Here is a 14,882-nt window from a genome sequence, read left to right as displayed (position 1 = left end):
TGCCACTCCCGGGACCGCACCGCCTAAAGCGGGCATCATGGACACCGGGGAACACAGCCGTCAATGCGCTACATGGGCCAGAGCAGCGCACCGCCTGAAAAACAGATTGAGGTGGCTCGCTGCACCTCCCCGCTTGCGGGAGAGGTGCACAACCCTTCGCGGTTGCAACACAACCGTGTCTTGTGATCCTCAGCTGAAATAGATCAGGCCGAGCCAGTCGGCGACCAGCGCGGGCTTTTCCTCGCCCTCGATCTCGACCGTGACGTTGGTGCGCGACAACAACTCCTTCGGCTTGCGCAGCGTGGCTTCGGCCAGCACGAAGCGGCCGCGGACGCGTTTTCCGGAGCGCACCGGCGAGATGAAGCGCAGCTTGTCGAAGCCGTAATTGACGCCCATCGCGGTGCCCTCGAGCACCGGCATCACCTCGTAGGACATGATCGACATCAGCGACATCGTCAGGAAGCCATGCGCGATCGTGGTGCCGAAGGCGGTCTCCTTCCTGGCGCGCTCGGGATCGACATGGATGAACTGGTGATCCTCGATCACGTCGGCATAGGTGTCGATGCGGCCCTGATCGAGCAGGTGCCACGAGGACACGCCGATCTCCTTGCCGACCATGCCCTGGTAGGTTTCCAGCGACACCGGCGGCTTCTTCCAGACTTCGTTCATTGGCTAACCTCTGCTAACCGGAGGTCCGCACCTTCTGCAGCTCCGGAAATTCTTCCTCGCGGAACTCGACCCCGCGCAACGCATCGCTTCTGACATCGTCGTGTTCGAGCCGGCGCAACTGCACGCGACGGATTTTTCCAGAAATCGTCTTCGGCAGTTCGGTGACCAGCTCGATCTTGCGAATGCGTTTAAACGGTGCGAGCCGCGTGTGCAAATGTTTGAAGATCGACAGCGCGGTCTCCGGCGTTCGTTCGACGCCTGATACCAGCAGCACATAGGCCTTCGGGACCGCCAGCCGGATCGGGTCCGGGCTCGGCACCACGGCGGCTTCGGCCACCGCGTCATGCTCCAGCAGCACGCTCTCCAGCTCGAACGGCGAGATCCGGTAGTCGGAGGATTTGAACACGTCGTCGGTGCGGCCAACGAAGGTCAGATAACCCTCGTCATCGGTGAACACGACGTCGCCGCTGCGATAGATCTCGCCGTCGGTGCCGATCAGCTTGCCGTCGTCGCCCTGATAGCCCTGCATCAGGCCCGCCGGCCGGTCTGCGCCGAGCAGCAAGGTCACCTCGCCTTCCTTCGCGGCGTGGCCGTCATTGTCGGTCACCTGCACGCGATAGCCCGGTAGCGGCCGGCCCATCGAGCCGACCTTCACCTTCTGCCCCGGCGAGTTGCCGGCCAGCGCCGTGGTCTCGGTCTGGCCGTAGCCGTCGCGGATGGTCAGCCCCCAGGCCGATTTGACCTGGTCGATGATCTCCGGATTGAGCGGTTCGCCAGCGCCGCAGACCTCGCGCAGCGAGACCTTGAAGCTCGCGAGCTCTTCCTGGATGAACAACCGCCACACCGTGGGCGGCGCGCAAAGCGTGGTCACGCCGCAGCGGCCGATGATCGAGAGCAGTCCCTTCGCCTCGAAGCGTGGCTGATTCGCAATAAAGATCGTCGCTCCCGCGTTCCACGGCGCGAAGAAGCAGCTCCAGGCATGCTTGGCCCAGCCGGGCGAGGAGATATTGAGATGGATGTCGCCGGGCTGCAGACCGATCCAGTACATGGTCGAGAGATGGCCGACCGGGTAGCTGCGCTGGCTGTGCCGCACCAGCTTCGGCTTTGCCGTGGTGCCCGAGGTGAAATAAAGCAGCATCGGGTCGTCGGCCTTGGTAGGGCCATCGGGCGCGAATGCATCGGACTGCTTGGCAGAATCCTCGAACGGCAGCCAGCCGTCCTGCGCCTGCGTCGCGCCGACCACGATGCGGGCGAGCTTGTCGCTGCCGAGGCCCGCGAACTTCGCGACCTGATCCTGCGTGGCGACCACCGCCCTCGCCTTGCCGCGGTCGAGCCGGTCGCGCAATTCATCCGCGGTCAAGAGCGTGGTGGCGGGGATCACGACGACGCCGAGCTTCATCGCCGCCAGCATGGTCTCCCACAGCGGCACGACATTGCCGAGCAGCAGCAACAGATGATCGCCGCGCTTCAGCCCCTGCGCGCGCAGGAAATTTACAACCTGGTTTGAGCGGCGCGACAGCTCGGCGAAGGACAGCTTGGTCTCGTTGCCGCTGGCGGCATCGACGATCCACAGCGCCGGCCGGTCGCGGCTGTCAAGATTTCGCGCCAGTTCGGCATCGAACCAATCGAGCGCCCAGTTGAACGGCACCGGATCGGGCCAGCGAAATCCCTTCACCGCGGCGTCGTAGTCGGTGCGGTGCTTGAGCAGAAAGGCGCGAGCGTCCTGAAATGTGGTCATCCGGCTTCACCACGTATTCTGACGTCATCCTGAGGAGCCGCGCGAAGCACGGCGTCTCGAAGGATGGCTACAGGCACCGTTTTCGCATCCTTCGAGGCTCGCTCCGCTCGCACCTCAGGATGACGGCGATTTACTTCGGGGCAAGGGCCCTAACGTGCTGGATAATTCCGGAAAAGTCGACCCCGCCGTGGCCCGACGCGTCGAAGGTCTTATAGATCTCCTGCGCGTGCTTGCCGAGCGGCGTGACCGCGCCGGCGGCATTGGCGGCGTCCTGCGCCAGGGTCAGGTCCTTGACCATCAGGTTCGAAGCAAAACCCGGCTTGTAATCGTTGTTGGCCGGCGACGTCGGCACCGGGCCGGGAACCGGGCAATAGGTCGTCAGCGACCAGCACTGTCCCGACGAGGTCGAGGCGACGTCGAACAGCGCCTGGTGCGACAGGCCGAGCTTTTCGGCGAGCACGAAAGCCTCGCCGACCGCGATCATGGAAATACCGAGGATCATATTATTGCAGATCTTGGCTGCCTGCCCTGCACCGCCCGCGCCGCAATGCACGATCTTCTTGCCCATGTTTGCCAACATCGGCTGGGCCGCCGCGAATGCCTTCGGCTCGCCGCCGCACATGAAGGTCAGCGTCGCGCCCTTGGCGCCACCGGTGCCGCCGGAGACCGGCGCGTCGACCGAGGCCATGCCGTGCTTGGCAGCCAGCACATGCGCCTGCTTTGCGCTTTCGACGTCGATGGTCGAGCAGTCGATGATCAGCGCGCCGTTGGCCATCGCGGGCAGCACCTCGTTCCAGACACCGAGCACGTGCTTGCCGGCCGGCAGCATGGTGATGACGACATCGGCGCCCTTCACCGCAGCAACGCTGCTCTCGGCGATCGCGGCGCCATCACTCCTGGCCTGATCGCGAGACGCTGCGACCAGATCGAACGCGGTCACCTTGTGGCCGGCCTTGACCAGATTGGCGGCCATCGGCCCGCCCATATTGCCGAGCCCGATGAATGCGACGTTTGCCATGGGAAGTCCTCCGCTTGCGACGTTTCTATTTGCTGTCGGGAAATTTCAATTCGTCAGCGCCGATCTCGGCGAAGTAAGGCGTGAGCATCTCCGGCGTCACCTGTTCGATCCCGGCCGGCGACCATGTCGGATTGCGATCCTTGTCGATGACGGCTGCGCGCACGCCCTCGCGGAAATCGTCGCTGGCGAACACCTCGAGCGCGGCGCGATATTCGCGCTTCAGGCACTCTTCCAGCGTCGCGGTCGCGCGCGCCAGCCGCAGCAGTTTCAGCGTCACCACCATGCCGCGCGGCGACTTCTCACTGAGCGTCTTTAGCGTGGCATGCGCCATATCCGATCCGTCGGCCGTCAGCGCGGCGACGACGTCCTCCATCCGGCCGTGTGCGAACCAGCCGTCGATTTTGGCCTGCATCGCGGCGACAGGGCCAGCCCTCTCGCTAGTGGCGAAGCCTCCGATCAGCCGATCAATCTCGGCCGAACTCGTACCTGGCGTAACCTTGGTCAGCGCCTCGCGCAGCGCCGGCAGCTTTGCGCTCGGCACCACGGCGTCGGCGAATTTGGCGTAGATCGCATCGGGTCCGTTCATGGTGGTGCCGGTGAGCCCGAAATAGGTACCGATCTCACCCGGCGAGCGCGACAGCAGATAGGTGCCGCCGACATCGGGGAAGAAACCGAGGCCGACCTCGGGCATCGCGAGCTTGGTCCGCTCCGTCACCACGCGGTGGCGGCTATGCGCCGACAGCCCGACGCCGCCGCCCATCACGATGCCGTCCATGAAGGCGACATAGGGCTTTGGGAACTTCTTGATCCGCGCGTTGAGGATGTATTCGTCGCGCCACAGGATCTTGCCGAGATCGCCCTTGACCTTGGAGCTCTCCCAGAGCGCGCGGATGTCGCCGCCGGCGCACAGGCCACGCTCGCCCGCGCCCTCCAGCACGATGACAGCGACATCGGGATCGGCCTCGAACGCATCGAGCGCCCTGTCGATGTCGTGGAACATCTCCAGCGTCACGGCATTGATCGCCTTCGGCCGGTTGAGCCGGATAATGCCGGCAGAACCTTCCTTGCGCGCGATCAGGTCGCCCTCGGCTGCTGCCGCATCATTCATCGCGCGCCCTCGATCAACTTGCGCGACACGATCAGCCGCATGATTTCATTGGTGCCTTCGAGGATCTGGTGCACGCGCAGATCGCGCACGATCTTCTCGACGCCGTATTCGCTGAGGTAGCCGTAGCCACCATGCAGCTGCAGCGCATGGTTGGCGACCTCGAAGCCGACATCGGTGCCAAACCGTTTTGCCATCGCGCACAGCATGGAAGCGTCCGGATCCTTGCGGTCGAGCGCGGCGGCCGCCCGCCACAGGAAGGTGCGTGCGGCTTCCAGCTCGGTCGCCATGTCGGCGATCTTGAATTGCAGCGCCTGGAATTCGTCGAGGCGTTTGCCGAATGCCTTGCGGTCCTTCATGTAGGCCAACGCCTTGTCGAGCGCCGCCTGCGCGCCGCCGAGCGAGCACGCCGCGATGTTGAGCCGGCCGCCGTCGAGCCCGGCCATCGCGATCTTGAAGCCGATGCCCTCCTCGCCGAGCCGGTTCGCGACCGGCACGCGCGCGTTCTCGAACATGACAGCGCGGGTCGGCTGCGCATTCCAGCCCATCTTGCGCTCGTTATTGCCGAACGACACGCCCGGCGTCTTGCCGTCGATCACCAGCGTCGAGACGCCGCCCGGACCCTCGCCGCCGGTGCGCACCATCGCCACCAGCAGGTCGGTGCTGCCGGCGCCGGAGATGAACTGCTTCTGGCCGTTGAGCACGTAATGATCGCCGTCGCGCACCGCGCGGGTGCGCAGCGCGGCCGCGTCGGAGCCGGCGCCCGGCTCGGTCAGGCAGTAGCTCGCGATCAGCTCCATGGTGCAGAGCTTCGGCAGCCATGTGTGGCGCTGGATGTCGTTGCCGTAGGCATCGATCATCCAGGACGCCATGTTGTGGATCGAGATGAAGGCCGACGTGGTCGGGCACCCCGTCGCCAGCGCCTCGAAGATCAGCGCCGCGTCGAACCGCGTCATCGCCGAGCCGCCGACATCGTCCTTGATATAGATGCCGCCGATGCCGAGGCCTGCCGCCTCGCGCATCACGTCGACTGGAAAGTGCTTTGTCTCGTCCCATTCGAGCGCGTGCGGCGCGATGTTCTCCGCCGCAAACGCCCGCGCCATGTCGCGAACCGCGATCTGGTCCTCGTTGAGAGCGAACTGCATCTCGCCGCCTAGCCCTGAAGGTTACCCCACCGTCATTGCGAGGAGCGAAGCGACGAAGCAATCCATTCTTCCACGCGGGGGATAGATGGATTGCTTCGCTGCGCTCGCAATGACGTTCCCGGAAATCACTTCATCGTCGGGATCGAGAACTCCGCGCCTTCCTTGACGCCGGACGGCCAGCGCGAGGTCACCGTCTTGGTCTTGGTGTAGAAGCGGATCGAGTCCGGACCGTGCTGGTTGAGGTCGCCGAAGCCGGACTTCTTCCAGCCGCCGAAGGTGTAATAGGCGATCGGCACCGGGATCGGCACGTTGATGCCGACCATGCCGACATTGACCTTGGCGGCGAAGTCGCGCGCGGCGTCGCCGTCGCGGGTGAAGATCGCGACACCGTTGCCGTAGTCATGGTCGGACGGCAGCGCCAGCGCCTCGTGATAGTCGTGGGCGCGCACTACCGAGAGCACCGGGCCGAAGATCTCTTCCTTGTAGATCCGCATGTCCTTGGTGACGTTGTCGAACAGCGAACCGCCGAGATAGAAGCCCTTCTCGTAGCCCTGCATCTTGAAGCCGCGGCCGTCGACCGCGAGCGTCGCGCCTTCCTTGATGCCGATGTCGATGTAGCTCTTGACCTTCTCGACCGCCTCGCGGGTCACCAGCGGGCCGTAATCGGCCGACGGATCGACCGAGGTGCCGATCTTGAGCGACTCGACGCGCGGGATCAGCTTCTCCATCAGGCGGTCGGCGGTGGTCTTGCCGACCGGCACCGCGACCGAGACGGCCATGCAGCGCTCACCGGCGGAGCCGTAGCCGGCGCCGATTAGCGCATCGACCGTCTGGTCCATGTCGGCATCCGGCATCACGATGGCGTGGTTCTTGGCGCCGCCGAAGCACTGGCAGCGCTTGCCGGTCTGCGCGGCGCGCTCGTAGATGTACTGCGCGATCGGAGTCGAGCCGACGAAGCCGATCGCCTTGATATCGGGATCGTCGAGGATGGCGTCGACCGCCTCCTTGTCGCCGTTGACGACGTTGAGGATGCCGGCCGGCAGGCCCGCCTCGATCATCAGTTCGGCGAGCATCATCGGCACGCCGGGATCGCGCTCCGACGGCTTGAGGATGAAGGCGTTGCCGCAGGCGATCGCCGGCGCGAACTTCCACATCGGGATCATCGCCGGGAAGTTGAACGGCGTGATGCCGGCGACCACGCCGAGCGGCTGGCGCATCGAATAGATGTCGATGCCGGGGCCGGCGCCCTCGGTGTACTCGCCCTTCATCAGATGCGGGATGCCGCAGGCAAACTCGGCGACCTCGAGGCCGCGCTGGATGTCGCCCTTGGCGTCGGGAACGGTCTTGCCGTGCTCGCGCGCCAGCAGCTCGGCGAGCTTGTCGTAGTCGCGCTGCACCAGCTCGAGGAACCGCATCATGACGCGGGCGCGGCGCTGCGGGTTGGTGGCGGCCCATTCCGGCTGCGCGGCCTTGGCGTTCTCGACCGCGGCGCGGAGCTCGGCCTTGGAGGCCAGCGCCACCTTGGCCTGGACCTCGCCGGTCATCGGCTCGAAGACGTCAGCCGTGCGGCCCGACGTGCCCTTGACCTCCTTGCCACCGATGAAATGTCCGATTGAGCGCATGGAAAAACCTCCCTGAAGCACCTGAATCGCCGCTCCTCGCGGCGGGATCGCTTTACAATCCCTATTGACCCTGCATTTTATGGGATTCAAGTCCGATAAATTGCACCATAGATGTGCGGAAATGCTGGATCAAGGCGGCGGCACAATCGACTGGGACGACTTCCGTTTCGTGCTTGCCATCGTGCGCGGCGGGTCGGTTTCGGCTGCCGCCAAGCAGCTCGGCGTCGATCATGCCACAGTGATCCGCCGTGTCGACCGGCTGGAGCGCCACCTCTCCGCAAAACTGTTTGATCGGCGCAAGACCGGCTATCTGCTGACCGAGGCCGGCCAGCGCGTCGCCGACAGCGCGGAGGCGATGGAATCCACCATCGTCGCCAACCAGGAGGCGGTCGGCGGCTCGCGCGCCCACCTCACCGGCACGGTGCGGATCGGCGCGCCCGACGGCTTCGGCAGCCACTTTTTGGCCTCGCGGCTGGTCAAGTTCACCAAGCGGTATCCCGATCTCGATCTGCAGCTCGTCGCCACCGCGCGGCTGTTCTCGCTCTCCAAGCGCGAGGCCGACATCGCGATCAGCCTGACCATGCCGAACGAAGGTCGCATCGTCGGCCGCAAGCTCCTGGACTACACGCTCGGGCTTTATGCCGCACCCGCCTATCTCGCCCAGGCGCCGGCAATTGCTGCGCGCGCCGACCTGCCGCGGCACCGCTTCGTCGGCTACATCGAGGAGCTCCTGTTCACGCCGGAGCTCGACTATCTGCCGCAGGTCTCGCCGAAGATCTCGGCGAAATTCCGCAGCGCCAATCTGATCGCGCAGCTCAACGCCACCATCGCCGGCTTCGGCATCGCCGTGCTGCCGCACTTCATGGCAACGGCCCACCCCGAGTTGCAGCCGGTGCTGCCAGACGAGGTGCGGATCTCCCGCACCTTCTGGCTGCTGATGCACGCCGACAGCAAGGACCTCGCCCGCATCCGCGCGGTGGCGGACTACATCTACGAGACCGTGGAAGCCGAGCGCGCGCTTTTTAGCGGGGTGTGAGGCGGACACCGTGTTATTCCCGTCGTCCTGAGAGCCTGACTGAAAAATGGGTGAGTGATCTCAGTGGGGTGTGATTCCATCGGATTTGCAAAGATTCGAGGGAGAGCACGATGCCCTGGACCAAGATCACTCGGGAGCAATATCGGCGGGACGATCTGCGTTATGCAAGCGATATGACCGATGCGGAGTGGGCGGTGATCAGACGCCTGTTGCCGCGAGCGAACCGGCGCGGCCGGCCGCGTAAGACGGAGCTGCGTCGTGTGATCGAAGCGATCCTCTATATCGTTTCGACCGGCTGCCAGTGGCGGGCGTTGCCGCAGGAGTTCCCGCCCTATTCGACGGTGCAGGGCTATTTTTATAGATGGCGGGATACAGGCCGGTGGCAGAGGATTGTCAGCGTGCTTGTCCGACGGGCGCGAAAAAAGCTTGGACGGACACCGAAGCCGACGGCAGCCGTGATCGACAGTCAAAGTGCGCCAACCACGCAAGCTGGCGGACCGCGCGGCTACGATGCAGGCAAGCGCATCTACGGCCGCAAGCGGCATATCGTGACGGATACCAATGGCCTCCTCCTTGGGTTCATGTTCATCCGGCCAACGTTCAGGACTGCCATGGCGCCGTACCGCTGCTGAAGAACGTGCGGATGAACTTCCCCCGGCTGCGCCACGTCTTTGCCGACCGGATCTACCGCGGAAATCAACTCCTCGACGCGCTCTCAGACTGCGGTCCATGGACTGTCGAGATCGTCGAGCGGCCTCAAGGCGTCAAAGGCTTCCAGCTTCTGCCGAGGCGGTGGGTGGTTGAACGCACATTCGCTTGGTTCGGCAGATGCCGCCGCCTCGCCAAGGACTTCGAGGCGACGGTGGCAACCGAAGCTGCCTGGCTGCTGATTGCACACATCAGGCTCCTGACCCGCAGACTCGCGGCTGCAGCTAAGGTTGGGTGATTTATGAGTCAGACTCTGAGGAGCGCGTAGCGCGTCTCGAAGGATGCACGGCCCCGGTCTGACGGCTCGGAAAGCTCCGGGCCGTCGACCCTTCGAGACGCGCGCGATGCGCGCTCCTCAGGGTGACGGATCGAATATTAGGCGCGCTGCACCAGTTGGCGCTCTAAGCGCTAATTCACCTTCTTCTTCGCCGGTGCCTTGGCCGCGGCGGCACGTCCCAGCACCGCCTCGCGGCCCGCGCTCAGGATCTCGTCGGACGTTTCGCCGCTGCCGGCGATGCGCGACATCACTATGGTGCCCATCATGGTCGCCAGCGTCGCCGTCGCCTGCTTGCGGGCGGCCTTGCGCGGCACGTCCAGGATCTGGTCGGCCATCATGTCGATCATCTGGTCGAGCTTGAGGGCAAACGCCTTGCGGGTCTTCGGGCTCTCGCGGGCGATCTCGGCGCCGAGCGCCGGGATCGCGCAGCCCTGGCCGGGATCGTCGCGGTGCACCGCCGAAAGATAGCCGTCGATGATGGTCGAAAGTCGCTTCTCCGGCGGCGTGTCCGCGGCGACCTTGCGCCAGCGCTCGATGGCGCGGTCCATCGCGTAGCTGAAGGCCTCGATCACCAGCGCCTCGCGCGAGTCGAAATGCGCGTAGAAGCCGCCATGCGTCAGGCCGGCGTCCTTCATCAGGTCGGCGACACCGATGCCGTGGGCGCCCCGCTCGCGCAGCCGCGCCGCGGCCTTCTTGACGATCCGCGCGTGGGTCTCCTGCTTGTGTTCTTTCGAATAGCGCATGCCGGTCTCATGGAATGTTTCTAATCATATAATAGCAGATTTGCGGCCGGAATGCTGCAGTTATTTCGCCTTGTCGGCCACTTTCGGTTCCCCGCCGAGCATCGAAAACGTCGCGGTCGCGTGCACCGCAAGATTGCCCTTGCCGTCGCGGACGAAGCCCTCGGTGTAGCTGGTCTGGCGCCCGAGCTTGATCACCTTGCCTTCGGCGCTGATGGTGCCCGACCGTGCCGACAGCGGCCGCAGATAGGTCAGCTTGAGGTCGAGCGTCACCGAAGTCTGCCCCGCCGGCAGCATGGTCGAGATCGCACAGCCCATCGCGGTATCGAGCAGCGCCGCGGCGGTGGCGCCGTGCAGCAGGCCGATGGTGTTTTCCAGGCTCTCATGCGGCTCGAGTTCCATCACGATGCGCCCCTGCTCGACCACGGCCATGCGGAAGCCGATCAGCTTGGCCATCGGCGGCGGCGGCAACCGGCCGTCGCGGATCGCGCGCATCGCCTCGATCCCGGACATCGGCAGCGCCGCTTTCGCCACCGGTCCGGGCGCCTGCCATTCCACCACGCGGGTGCGCGTTAGATCGGGCGAACGAAGATCGATGCTTTCGGCGGCGGTCATGACGGCTCCATTTATATGACGCATATAATTCTATAGATCCGCATCCCTCGGCGCAACCGCCGCACCCGGTCCCTTGACAGAGCCATGCTTTGTCCGGGACATGGCGCAAGTCATTCCGGGGCGACGCGAGCACCAGACCCGGAATCTCGAGATTCCGGGTCTGGTGCTTGCGCACCATCCCGAAATGACTTGTCGATCCATTCCTGCGCCGGGGCTTTTCCATGGACATGCTCAATCCCCACTGCGGCATCGCCCGCGACGACAGAGGCGTCGTCCGCCTCACCATCTGCAACGCCGGCAAGCTGAACATCGTGAGTTCCGCGGTCACCAACGGCGTGCGCGAGGGTTTTGAGCATCTGGCCGCCGATCCGAGCATCCGCGCGGTGATCCTGGCCGGCGAAAGCGAGCGCAGCATGATCGGCGGCGCCGACATCAAGGAAATGGCGACGCTCGACCAGACATCCGCCGAAGCATTCATCAGCCGGCTGCGCGACCTCTGCGAGGCCGTGCGCAAATTCCCGGCGCCGGTGATCGCCCGCCTGCCCGGCTGGTGCCTCGGCGGCGGCCTCGAGGTCGCGGCCGCCTGCGACGTCCGCGTTGCCGCACATGACGCGATGTTCGGCATGCCCGAGGTGCGCGTCGGCATCCCCTCGGTGATCCACGCCGCGCTGCTGCCGCGCCTGATCGGCTGGGGCCGCGCCCGCTGGCTGATCATGACCGCGGAGAACATCGACGCCCAAACCGCGCTCGCCTGGGGCCTGGTCGACACCGTGGCAAAACTCGGCGGCCTCGACGACGCCGTCGAGCACACCGTCAAGGCGCTGCTGGAATGCGGCCCCGAAGCGCTGCGCATCCAGAAGGACCTGCTGCGGCAGTGGGAAGAGCTGCCGCTGACCGAGTCGGTCAACCTCAGCGTCGGCGTGTTCGGAAAGTCGTTCCAGACCGGCGAGCCGCAGCGCCTGCTGCAGGGATTTTTAGATCGCAAGCGGTAGCGGTTCAGCACCCGTGGCCCGCGTGAGCGCCGCAACATGTCATCTGTAGCCCGCATGAGCGAAGCGACATGCGGGGCCGGATGCCCCGGATATCGTTTCGCTCATCCGGGCGACGCTTGCTGCGCCCTCGCCACACATTCGCCGATGCGTCGATCGGCCAGAGGCCGGGCTACCACCAGCGGCTAGCTCGATACCGGGATCTCGATCAGCACCAGCGTGCCGCGGCCTGGTTCGCTTTCCAGCGCGATCCGGCCGCTGAGCGACGACACGACGGTGTTGAAGGCGATGTGCAGGCCGAGGCCGATATTGCCCCGCTCCCGCCCGGTGGTGAAAAACGGATCGAACACGCGGGCCTGCAAATCCTCGCGGATGCCGACGCCTTGGTCGGCGCAGGCGATCCGGGCGAGCGCCTGATCCGGCTGCGTCACCGTCATGGTGAAGCGTCCGCCGCGGCCGTCGGGATAAGCGTGCGCCGCGGCGTTGAACGCCAGGTTGCTGATCACCTGCGCCAGTGCGCCGGGATAGCTGCTCAGAACGATGCCTTGCGGGCAGTCGAGTTCGACGATCAATCCCTGCCGGGACAGCAGCGGCCCGAGCTTTGCGATCAGCTCGGAGAGCCATCCGCCGAGCTCGAATGTATGGCGCTCCTCGTCGGCGTGATGGATGGCGACCTGCTTGAAGCTGTGCACCATTTCAGATGCCCGATGCAGGTTTTCCGAGGTCAGTCGAAGGCCGTTCTCGATTCGTGCAATGCCCCTTGTCAGGTCGGAGCGCCGGACGGCGGTGCCGCTCAGCGCCTCGCCCATCGCGCGAAGGTCCGCCTCCATGGTGGTTGACGTGGTCAGCGCCAGGCCAAGCGGCGTGCTGACCTCGTGTGCGACACCGGCGACGAGCTGCCCGAGCGAGGCCAGCTTCTCGGCCTGCACGAGCTGCGATTGCGTCGCGTGCAGATCGCGCAACGAGGCTTCCGAACGCTCCTTTTCCTGCTTCAGCGCCTGCGCCGTTCGAAACTGCTGGCGCGCGCGGAACTCGCGGGCGGCGACGGCGTAAAGCGACAGCGCAAAGGCGTTGAGGACCAGGGAATGATTGATGAAGCGCAGCCCCGGCGGCAAAGCCGGCCCGAGCGATTCAGCGATGCATAGCGCAATCCATGTCGTGAGACAGAACACCGCCAGTGGCCCGATCCGCAGCGGCAGCATGGTCGAGACGAACAGGATCACCATCATCACGCCGGGTGCCGCATAGGTGAATCCCGAGGGCAGCACGAGGTAGACGCTCGGCAGCACGCAGCCTGGAACGACGCAATAGACGAGGAAGATCGTCTCGGCCCACGGCTTCATCGCCGGCACCGAGAGCAAGGCGGTGAGCGGCAGCAGGACCAGCACGGCGACCCCGCCGCGGATCGCCAGCGTGGTCGCCACGACGTCGGGATAGAGCACCCAATCCCAGAACGCATATCCGGCATAGGTGAAGGCGCCGAGCAGCATCGCGACCTGCGTCCAGCCGATATTGCCCCGTACGTACTGGTCTACAAATCGGCGCTCCTCGACGATGTCGTCGAAGCGCAGTCCAAGGCGGGTCAAAAGACGGAGCATTACAATATCAAACGAAAAAGGCCTGGCACTGGAACTTGGCACTGGAAATGGGAGCGTCGAAAATGGTCTACGACAGCTTGCCCGCGCTGTCGCGTCCTTTTGGCGCATCGGCGACCGCGGCGCGGCATCGCGCCGCGCCCCTCACCGGGCGTTGGCCGGGGCGTGGGTCGGCCAGAGGTCGGCGCGCCAGTGCAGCGCGATCGCCAGCATGGCGACGAAGCCGGCGGCGGCGAGCAGCGTGCCGGTCGCGGTGTAGCCGATCAGGTCGATCAGGCTGCCGGCGGCGAGCAGCCCGAGCGGCAGGCCGTAGATCACCATCATGCGCACGCCCATGACGCGGCCGCGCAGATGCGCGCTGGCATTGCGCATCAGCATCACGGCGGCCGAGATCATCGACATGCTCTGCGCGATGCCGGCGAGCAGCAGGCAGGCCATCGCGACCGGCATGGTCCTGAGCTCGACGAACACCAGCAGCATGGCGTACCAGGCGAGCGTCGCGCCGATCAGGAGCCGCGCGATGCGTACCCCGCCGGCCATGCTGAGCGTGATCGAGCCGATCAGCGAGCCCACCGCAAAGCTTGCCGAGAGATAGCCGAGCCCGGTCTGGTCGGTATGGAAGATGTCGCGCGCGACATAGGGCAACAGACCGTTGGTGAGCGGAAACGCGGTGAGGTTGGCGAGGAACGCGACGCAGAGCGCGGCGCGCATGCCCGGACCGCTCCAGGCATAGACGATGCCCTCCTTGAGGTCGCGCAGCAGCTTTGAGCCCGGCGCGGCGGCCGCAAGATCGGTCGTGCCATGCGACTTCGGGCGGCTCATGCAGAGCATCAGGATGGCGGCGACGAAATAGAAGCCGGCAATCCCGACATAGACGTAGCCGATGCCGAGCGCCGCGAACAATCCGGCCCCGGTCAGGGCTCCTGCGATACGCGCCGAGTCCTGCGTGGTGCGCGCCAGGCTGATGGCGCCGACCAGCTGCTCCGGCGGCATGATGTCGGCGAGCAGCGCGCCGCGCACGCCGAGATCCGACGGGCGGATCACACCCATGATCGCGACGATGATCATGACGTTCAGCGGGGCGAGATGCCCGGTCAGCGCCAGCGTCATGATGGTGCCGGCGAGCACCGTATAGGCAAAGCGCATCACGGCGAGCAGATCGCGGTGCCCTATGCGGTCGCCGATCATGCCGACGACCGGCGCGACCAGGGTGCCGACATATTGCAGCGACGCCAGCACGGTCAGCAGCAGCACCGAGCCGGTCTCGACCATGATGTACCAGCCGAGCACCAGCGTCTCGACCTCGAACGCCCAGGAGGTGAGCAGATCGGACGGCCATTGAAAGCGATAGCTGCGGATGCGAAATGGCGCGAGCGCGGAGGTCCGCGTGGTCCCGCTCAAGACGCGATGACGCGTGTCACGGCGTGTCCTGCCCTTTTCCTTGTTCTTCTGGGTCTTGCTTCTTGGTCGTGCTTGCGGCGCTTTGAATTCGTCTCGAGTCGCTTGGGAAAACGCTCTGTTCCGGCAGCGTAGCGCCGAGTCGATTGGTGTCAATCGAGGCTGCCGCATGCGGCCATGCACGATGGTATCCGCAGCGACGTGATGGCGTAGCCTCGCGAATCGCA

Annotated in this window: 13 protein-coding genes; 3 read left to right on the top strand and 10 right to left on the bottom strand. The window is 65.3% G+C overall.

Annotated features, from left to right (window positions below; translation table 11 throughout):
• Positions 1-189: 189 nt before the first annotated feature.
• The 6 genes from ACVMB1_RS09505 to ACVMB1_RS09480 form a co-directional block, all read right to left on the bottom strand.
• Positions 190-669: a MaoC family dehydratase gene (locus ACVMB1_RS09505; protein WP_016846543.1), complete on the bottom strand. Its 480-nt coding sequence runs from the start codon at positions 667-669 to the stop codon at positions 190-192.
• Positions 670-682: 13 nt separating this feature from the next.
• Complete coding sequence (locus ACVMB1_RS09500) at positions 683-2,407, bottom strand: AMP-binding protein (protein ID WP_076826582.1); 1,725 nt, start codon at positions 2,405-2,407, stop codon at positions 683-685.
• A gap of 130 nt (positions 2,408-2,537) precedes the next feature.
• Positions 2,538-3,425 (bottom strand): 3-hydroxyisobutyrate dehydrogenase, encoded by an 888-nt coding sequence (gene mmsB, locus ACVMB1_RS09495; RefSeq protein ID WP_076826580.1) that lies wholly within the window; start codon positions 3,423-3,425, stop codon positions 2,538-2,540.
• Between the two features lie 25 nt (positions 3,426-3,450).
• On the bottom strand, positions 3,451-4,533 hold the full coding sequence (locus ACVMB1_RS09490) for an enoyl-CoA hydratase/isomerase family protein (protein WP_057019763.1): 1,083 nt from the start codon (positions 4,531-4,533) through the stop codon (positions 3,451-3,453).
• Positions 4,530-5,675 carry an isobutyryl-CoA dehydrogenase gene (locus ACVMB1_RS09485; protein WP_076826578.1) on the bottom strand — a complete coding sequence of 382 codons (1,146 nt, stop codon included), beginning with the start codon at positions 5,673-5,675 and terminating at the stop codon, positions 4,530-4,532. The genes ACVMB1_RS09490 and ACVMB1_RS09485 overlap by 4 nt, the downstream gene beginning before the upstream one ends.
• A gap of 125 nt (positions 5,676-5,800) precedes the next feature.
• Positions 5,801-7,297 carry a CoA-acylating methylmalonate-semialdehyde dehydrogenase gene (locus ACVMB1_RS09480; RefSeq protein ID WP_057020030.1) on the bottom strand — a complete coding sequence of 499 codons (1,497 nt, stop codon included), beginning with the start codon at positions 7,295-7,297 and terminating at the stop codon, positions 5,801-5,803.
• A 121-nt stretch (positions 7,298-7,418) separates the two neighbouring features.
• On the opposite strand from ACVMB1_RS09480, the gene ACVMB1_RS09475 reads away from it, so the two are divergent.
• Both ACVMB1_RS09475 and ACVMB1_RS09470 read left to right on the top strand, forming a co-directional pair.
• A complete protein-coding gene (locus ACVMB1_RS09475) occupies positions 7,419-8,333 on the top strand; it encodes a LysR family transcriptional regulator (RefSeq protein WP_076826576.1) in 915 nt (304 codons plus the stop codon).
• Between the two features lie 110 nt (positions 8,334-8,443).
• Positions 8,444-9,279 (top strand): IS5 family transposase gene (locus ACVMB1_RS09470; RefSeq protein ID WP_456848511.1). Its coding sequence is split into 2 segments (ribosomal slippage): positions 8,444-8,915 and positions 8,915-9,279, totalling 837 coding nucleotides; the frame shifts between segments, so codons are not numbered across the junction.
• Between the two features lie 170 nt (positions 9,280-9,449).
• On the opposite strand, the gene ACVMB1_RS09465 is transcribed toward ACVMB1_RS09470, so the two are convergent.
• Both ACVMB1_RS09465 and ACVMB1_RS09460 read right to left on the bottom strand, forming a co-directional pair.
• The gene (locus ACVMB1_RS09465; RefSeq protein WP_076826575.1) at positions 9,450-10,061 is read right to left on the bottom strand and encodes a TetR/AcrR family transcriptional regulator; all 612 of its coding nucleotides are present in this window, start codon (positions 10,059-10,061) and stop codon (positions 9,450-9,452) included.
• A gap of 60 nt (positions 10,062-10,121) precedes the next feature.
• Positions 10,122-10,673, bottom strand: coding sequence for a PaaI family thioesterase (locus tag ACVMB1_RS09460; protein WP_456816121.1), 552 nt, complete (start codon positions 10,671-10,673; stop codon positions 10,122-10,124).
• Positions 10,674-10,894: 221 nt separating this feature from the next.
• Here ACVMB1_RS09460 and ACVMB1_RS09455 point away from each other — a divergent pair, with 221 nt between their 5' ends.
• A complete protein-coding gene (locus ACVMB1_RS09455) occupies positions 10,895-11,665 on the top strand; it encodes an enoyl-CoA hydratase (protein ID WP_076826571.1) in 771 nt (256 codons plus the stop codon).
• A 182-nt stretch (positions 11,666-11,847) separates the two neighbouring features.
• Here ACVMB1_RS09455 and ACVMB1_RS09450 read toward each other — a convergent pair whose 3' ends face one another.
• Together ACVMB1_RS09450 and ACVMB1_RS09445 are read right to left on the bottom strand one after the other, a co-directional pair.
• Positions 11,848-13,260: a sensor histidine kinase gene (locus ACVMB1_RS09450; RefSeq protein WP_076826569.1), complete on the bottom strand. Its 1,413-nt coding sequence runs from the start codon at positions 13,258-13,260 to the stop codon at positions 11,848-11,850.
• A 141-nt stretch (positions 13,261-13,401) separates the two neighbouring features.
• Positions 13,402-14,658 carry an MFS transporter gene (locus ACVMB1_RS09445; protein ID WP_076826567.1) on the bottom strand — a complete coding sequence of 419 codons (1,257 nt, stop codon included), beginning with the start codon at positions 14,656-14,658 and terminating at the stop codon, positions 13,402-13,404.
• Positions 14,659-14,882: the final 224 nt, after the last annotated feature.

This window comes from Bradyrhizobium sp. USDA 4504 (assembly GCF_054063995.1).
Note: the sequence above shows the minus strand (reverse complement) of the source record. Positions and strands in the feature narration are given on the sequence as shown.

What these genes read in the sequence shown, in the direction of transcription:
- ACVMB1_RS09460 (WP_456816121.1), bottom strand. Translation starts at nt 10,673, where the DNA reads ATGACCGCCGCCGAAAGCATCGATCTTCGTTCGCCCGATCTAACGCGC.
- ACVMB1_RS09500 (WP_076826582.1), bottom strand. Translation starts at nt 2,407, where the DNA reads ATGACCACATTTCAGGACGCTCGCGCCTTTCTGCTCAAGCACCGCACC.
- ACVMB1_RS09480 (WP_057020030.1), bottom strand. Translation starts at nt 7,297, where the DNA reads ATGCGCTCAATCGGACATTTCATCGGTGGCAAGGAGGTCAAGGGCACG.
- ACVMB1_RS09490 (WP_057019763.1), bottom strand. Translation starts at nt 4,533, where the DNA reads ATGAATGATGCGGCAGCAGCCGAGGGCGACCTGATCGCGCGCAAGGAA.
- ACVMB1_RS09505 (WP_016846543.1), bottom strand. Translation starts at nt 669, where the DNA reads ATGAACGAAGTCTGGAAGAAGCCGCCGGTGTCGCTGGAAACCTACCAG.
- ACVMB1_RS09465 (WP_076826575.1), bottom strand. Translation starts at nt 10,061, where the DNA reads ATGCGCTATTCGAAAGAACACAAGCAGGAGACCCACGCGCGGATCGTC.
- ACVMB1_RS09455 (WP_076826571.1), top strand. Translation starts at nt 10,895, where the DNA reads ATGGACATGCTCAATCCCCACTGCGGCATCGCCCGCGACGACAGAGGC.
- mmsB (WP_076826580.1), bottom strand. Translation starts at nt 3,425, where the DNA reads ATGGCAAACGTCGCATTCATCGGGCTCGGCAATATGGGCGGGCCGATG.
- ACVMB1_RS09485 (WP_076826578.1), bottom strand. Translation starts at nt 5,675, where the DNA reads ATGCAGTTCGCTCTCAACGAGGACCAGATCGCGGTTCGCGACATGGCG.
- ACVMB1_RS09475 (WP_076826576.1), top strand. Translation starts at nt 7,419, where the DNA reads ATGCTGGATCAAGGCGGCGGCACAATCGACTGGGACGACTTCCGTTTC.
- ACVMB1_RS09450 (WP_076826569.1), bottom strand. Translation starts at nt 13,260, where the DNA reads ATGCTCCGTCTTTTGACCCGCCTTGGACTGCGCTTCGACGACATCGTC.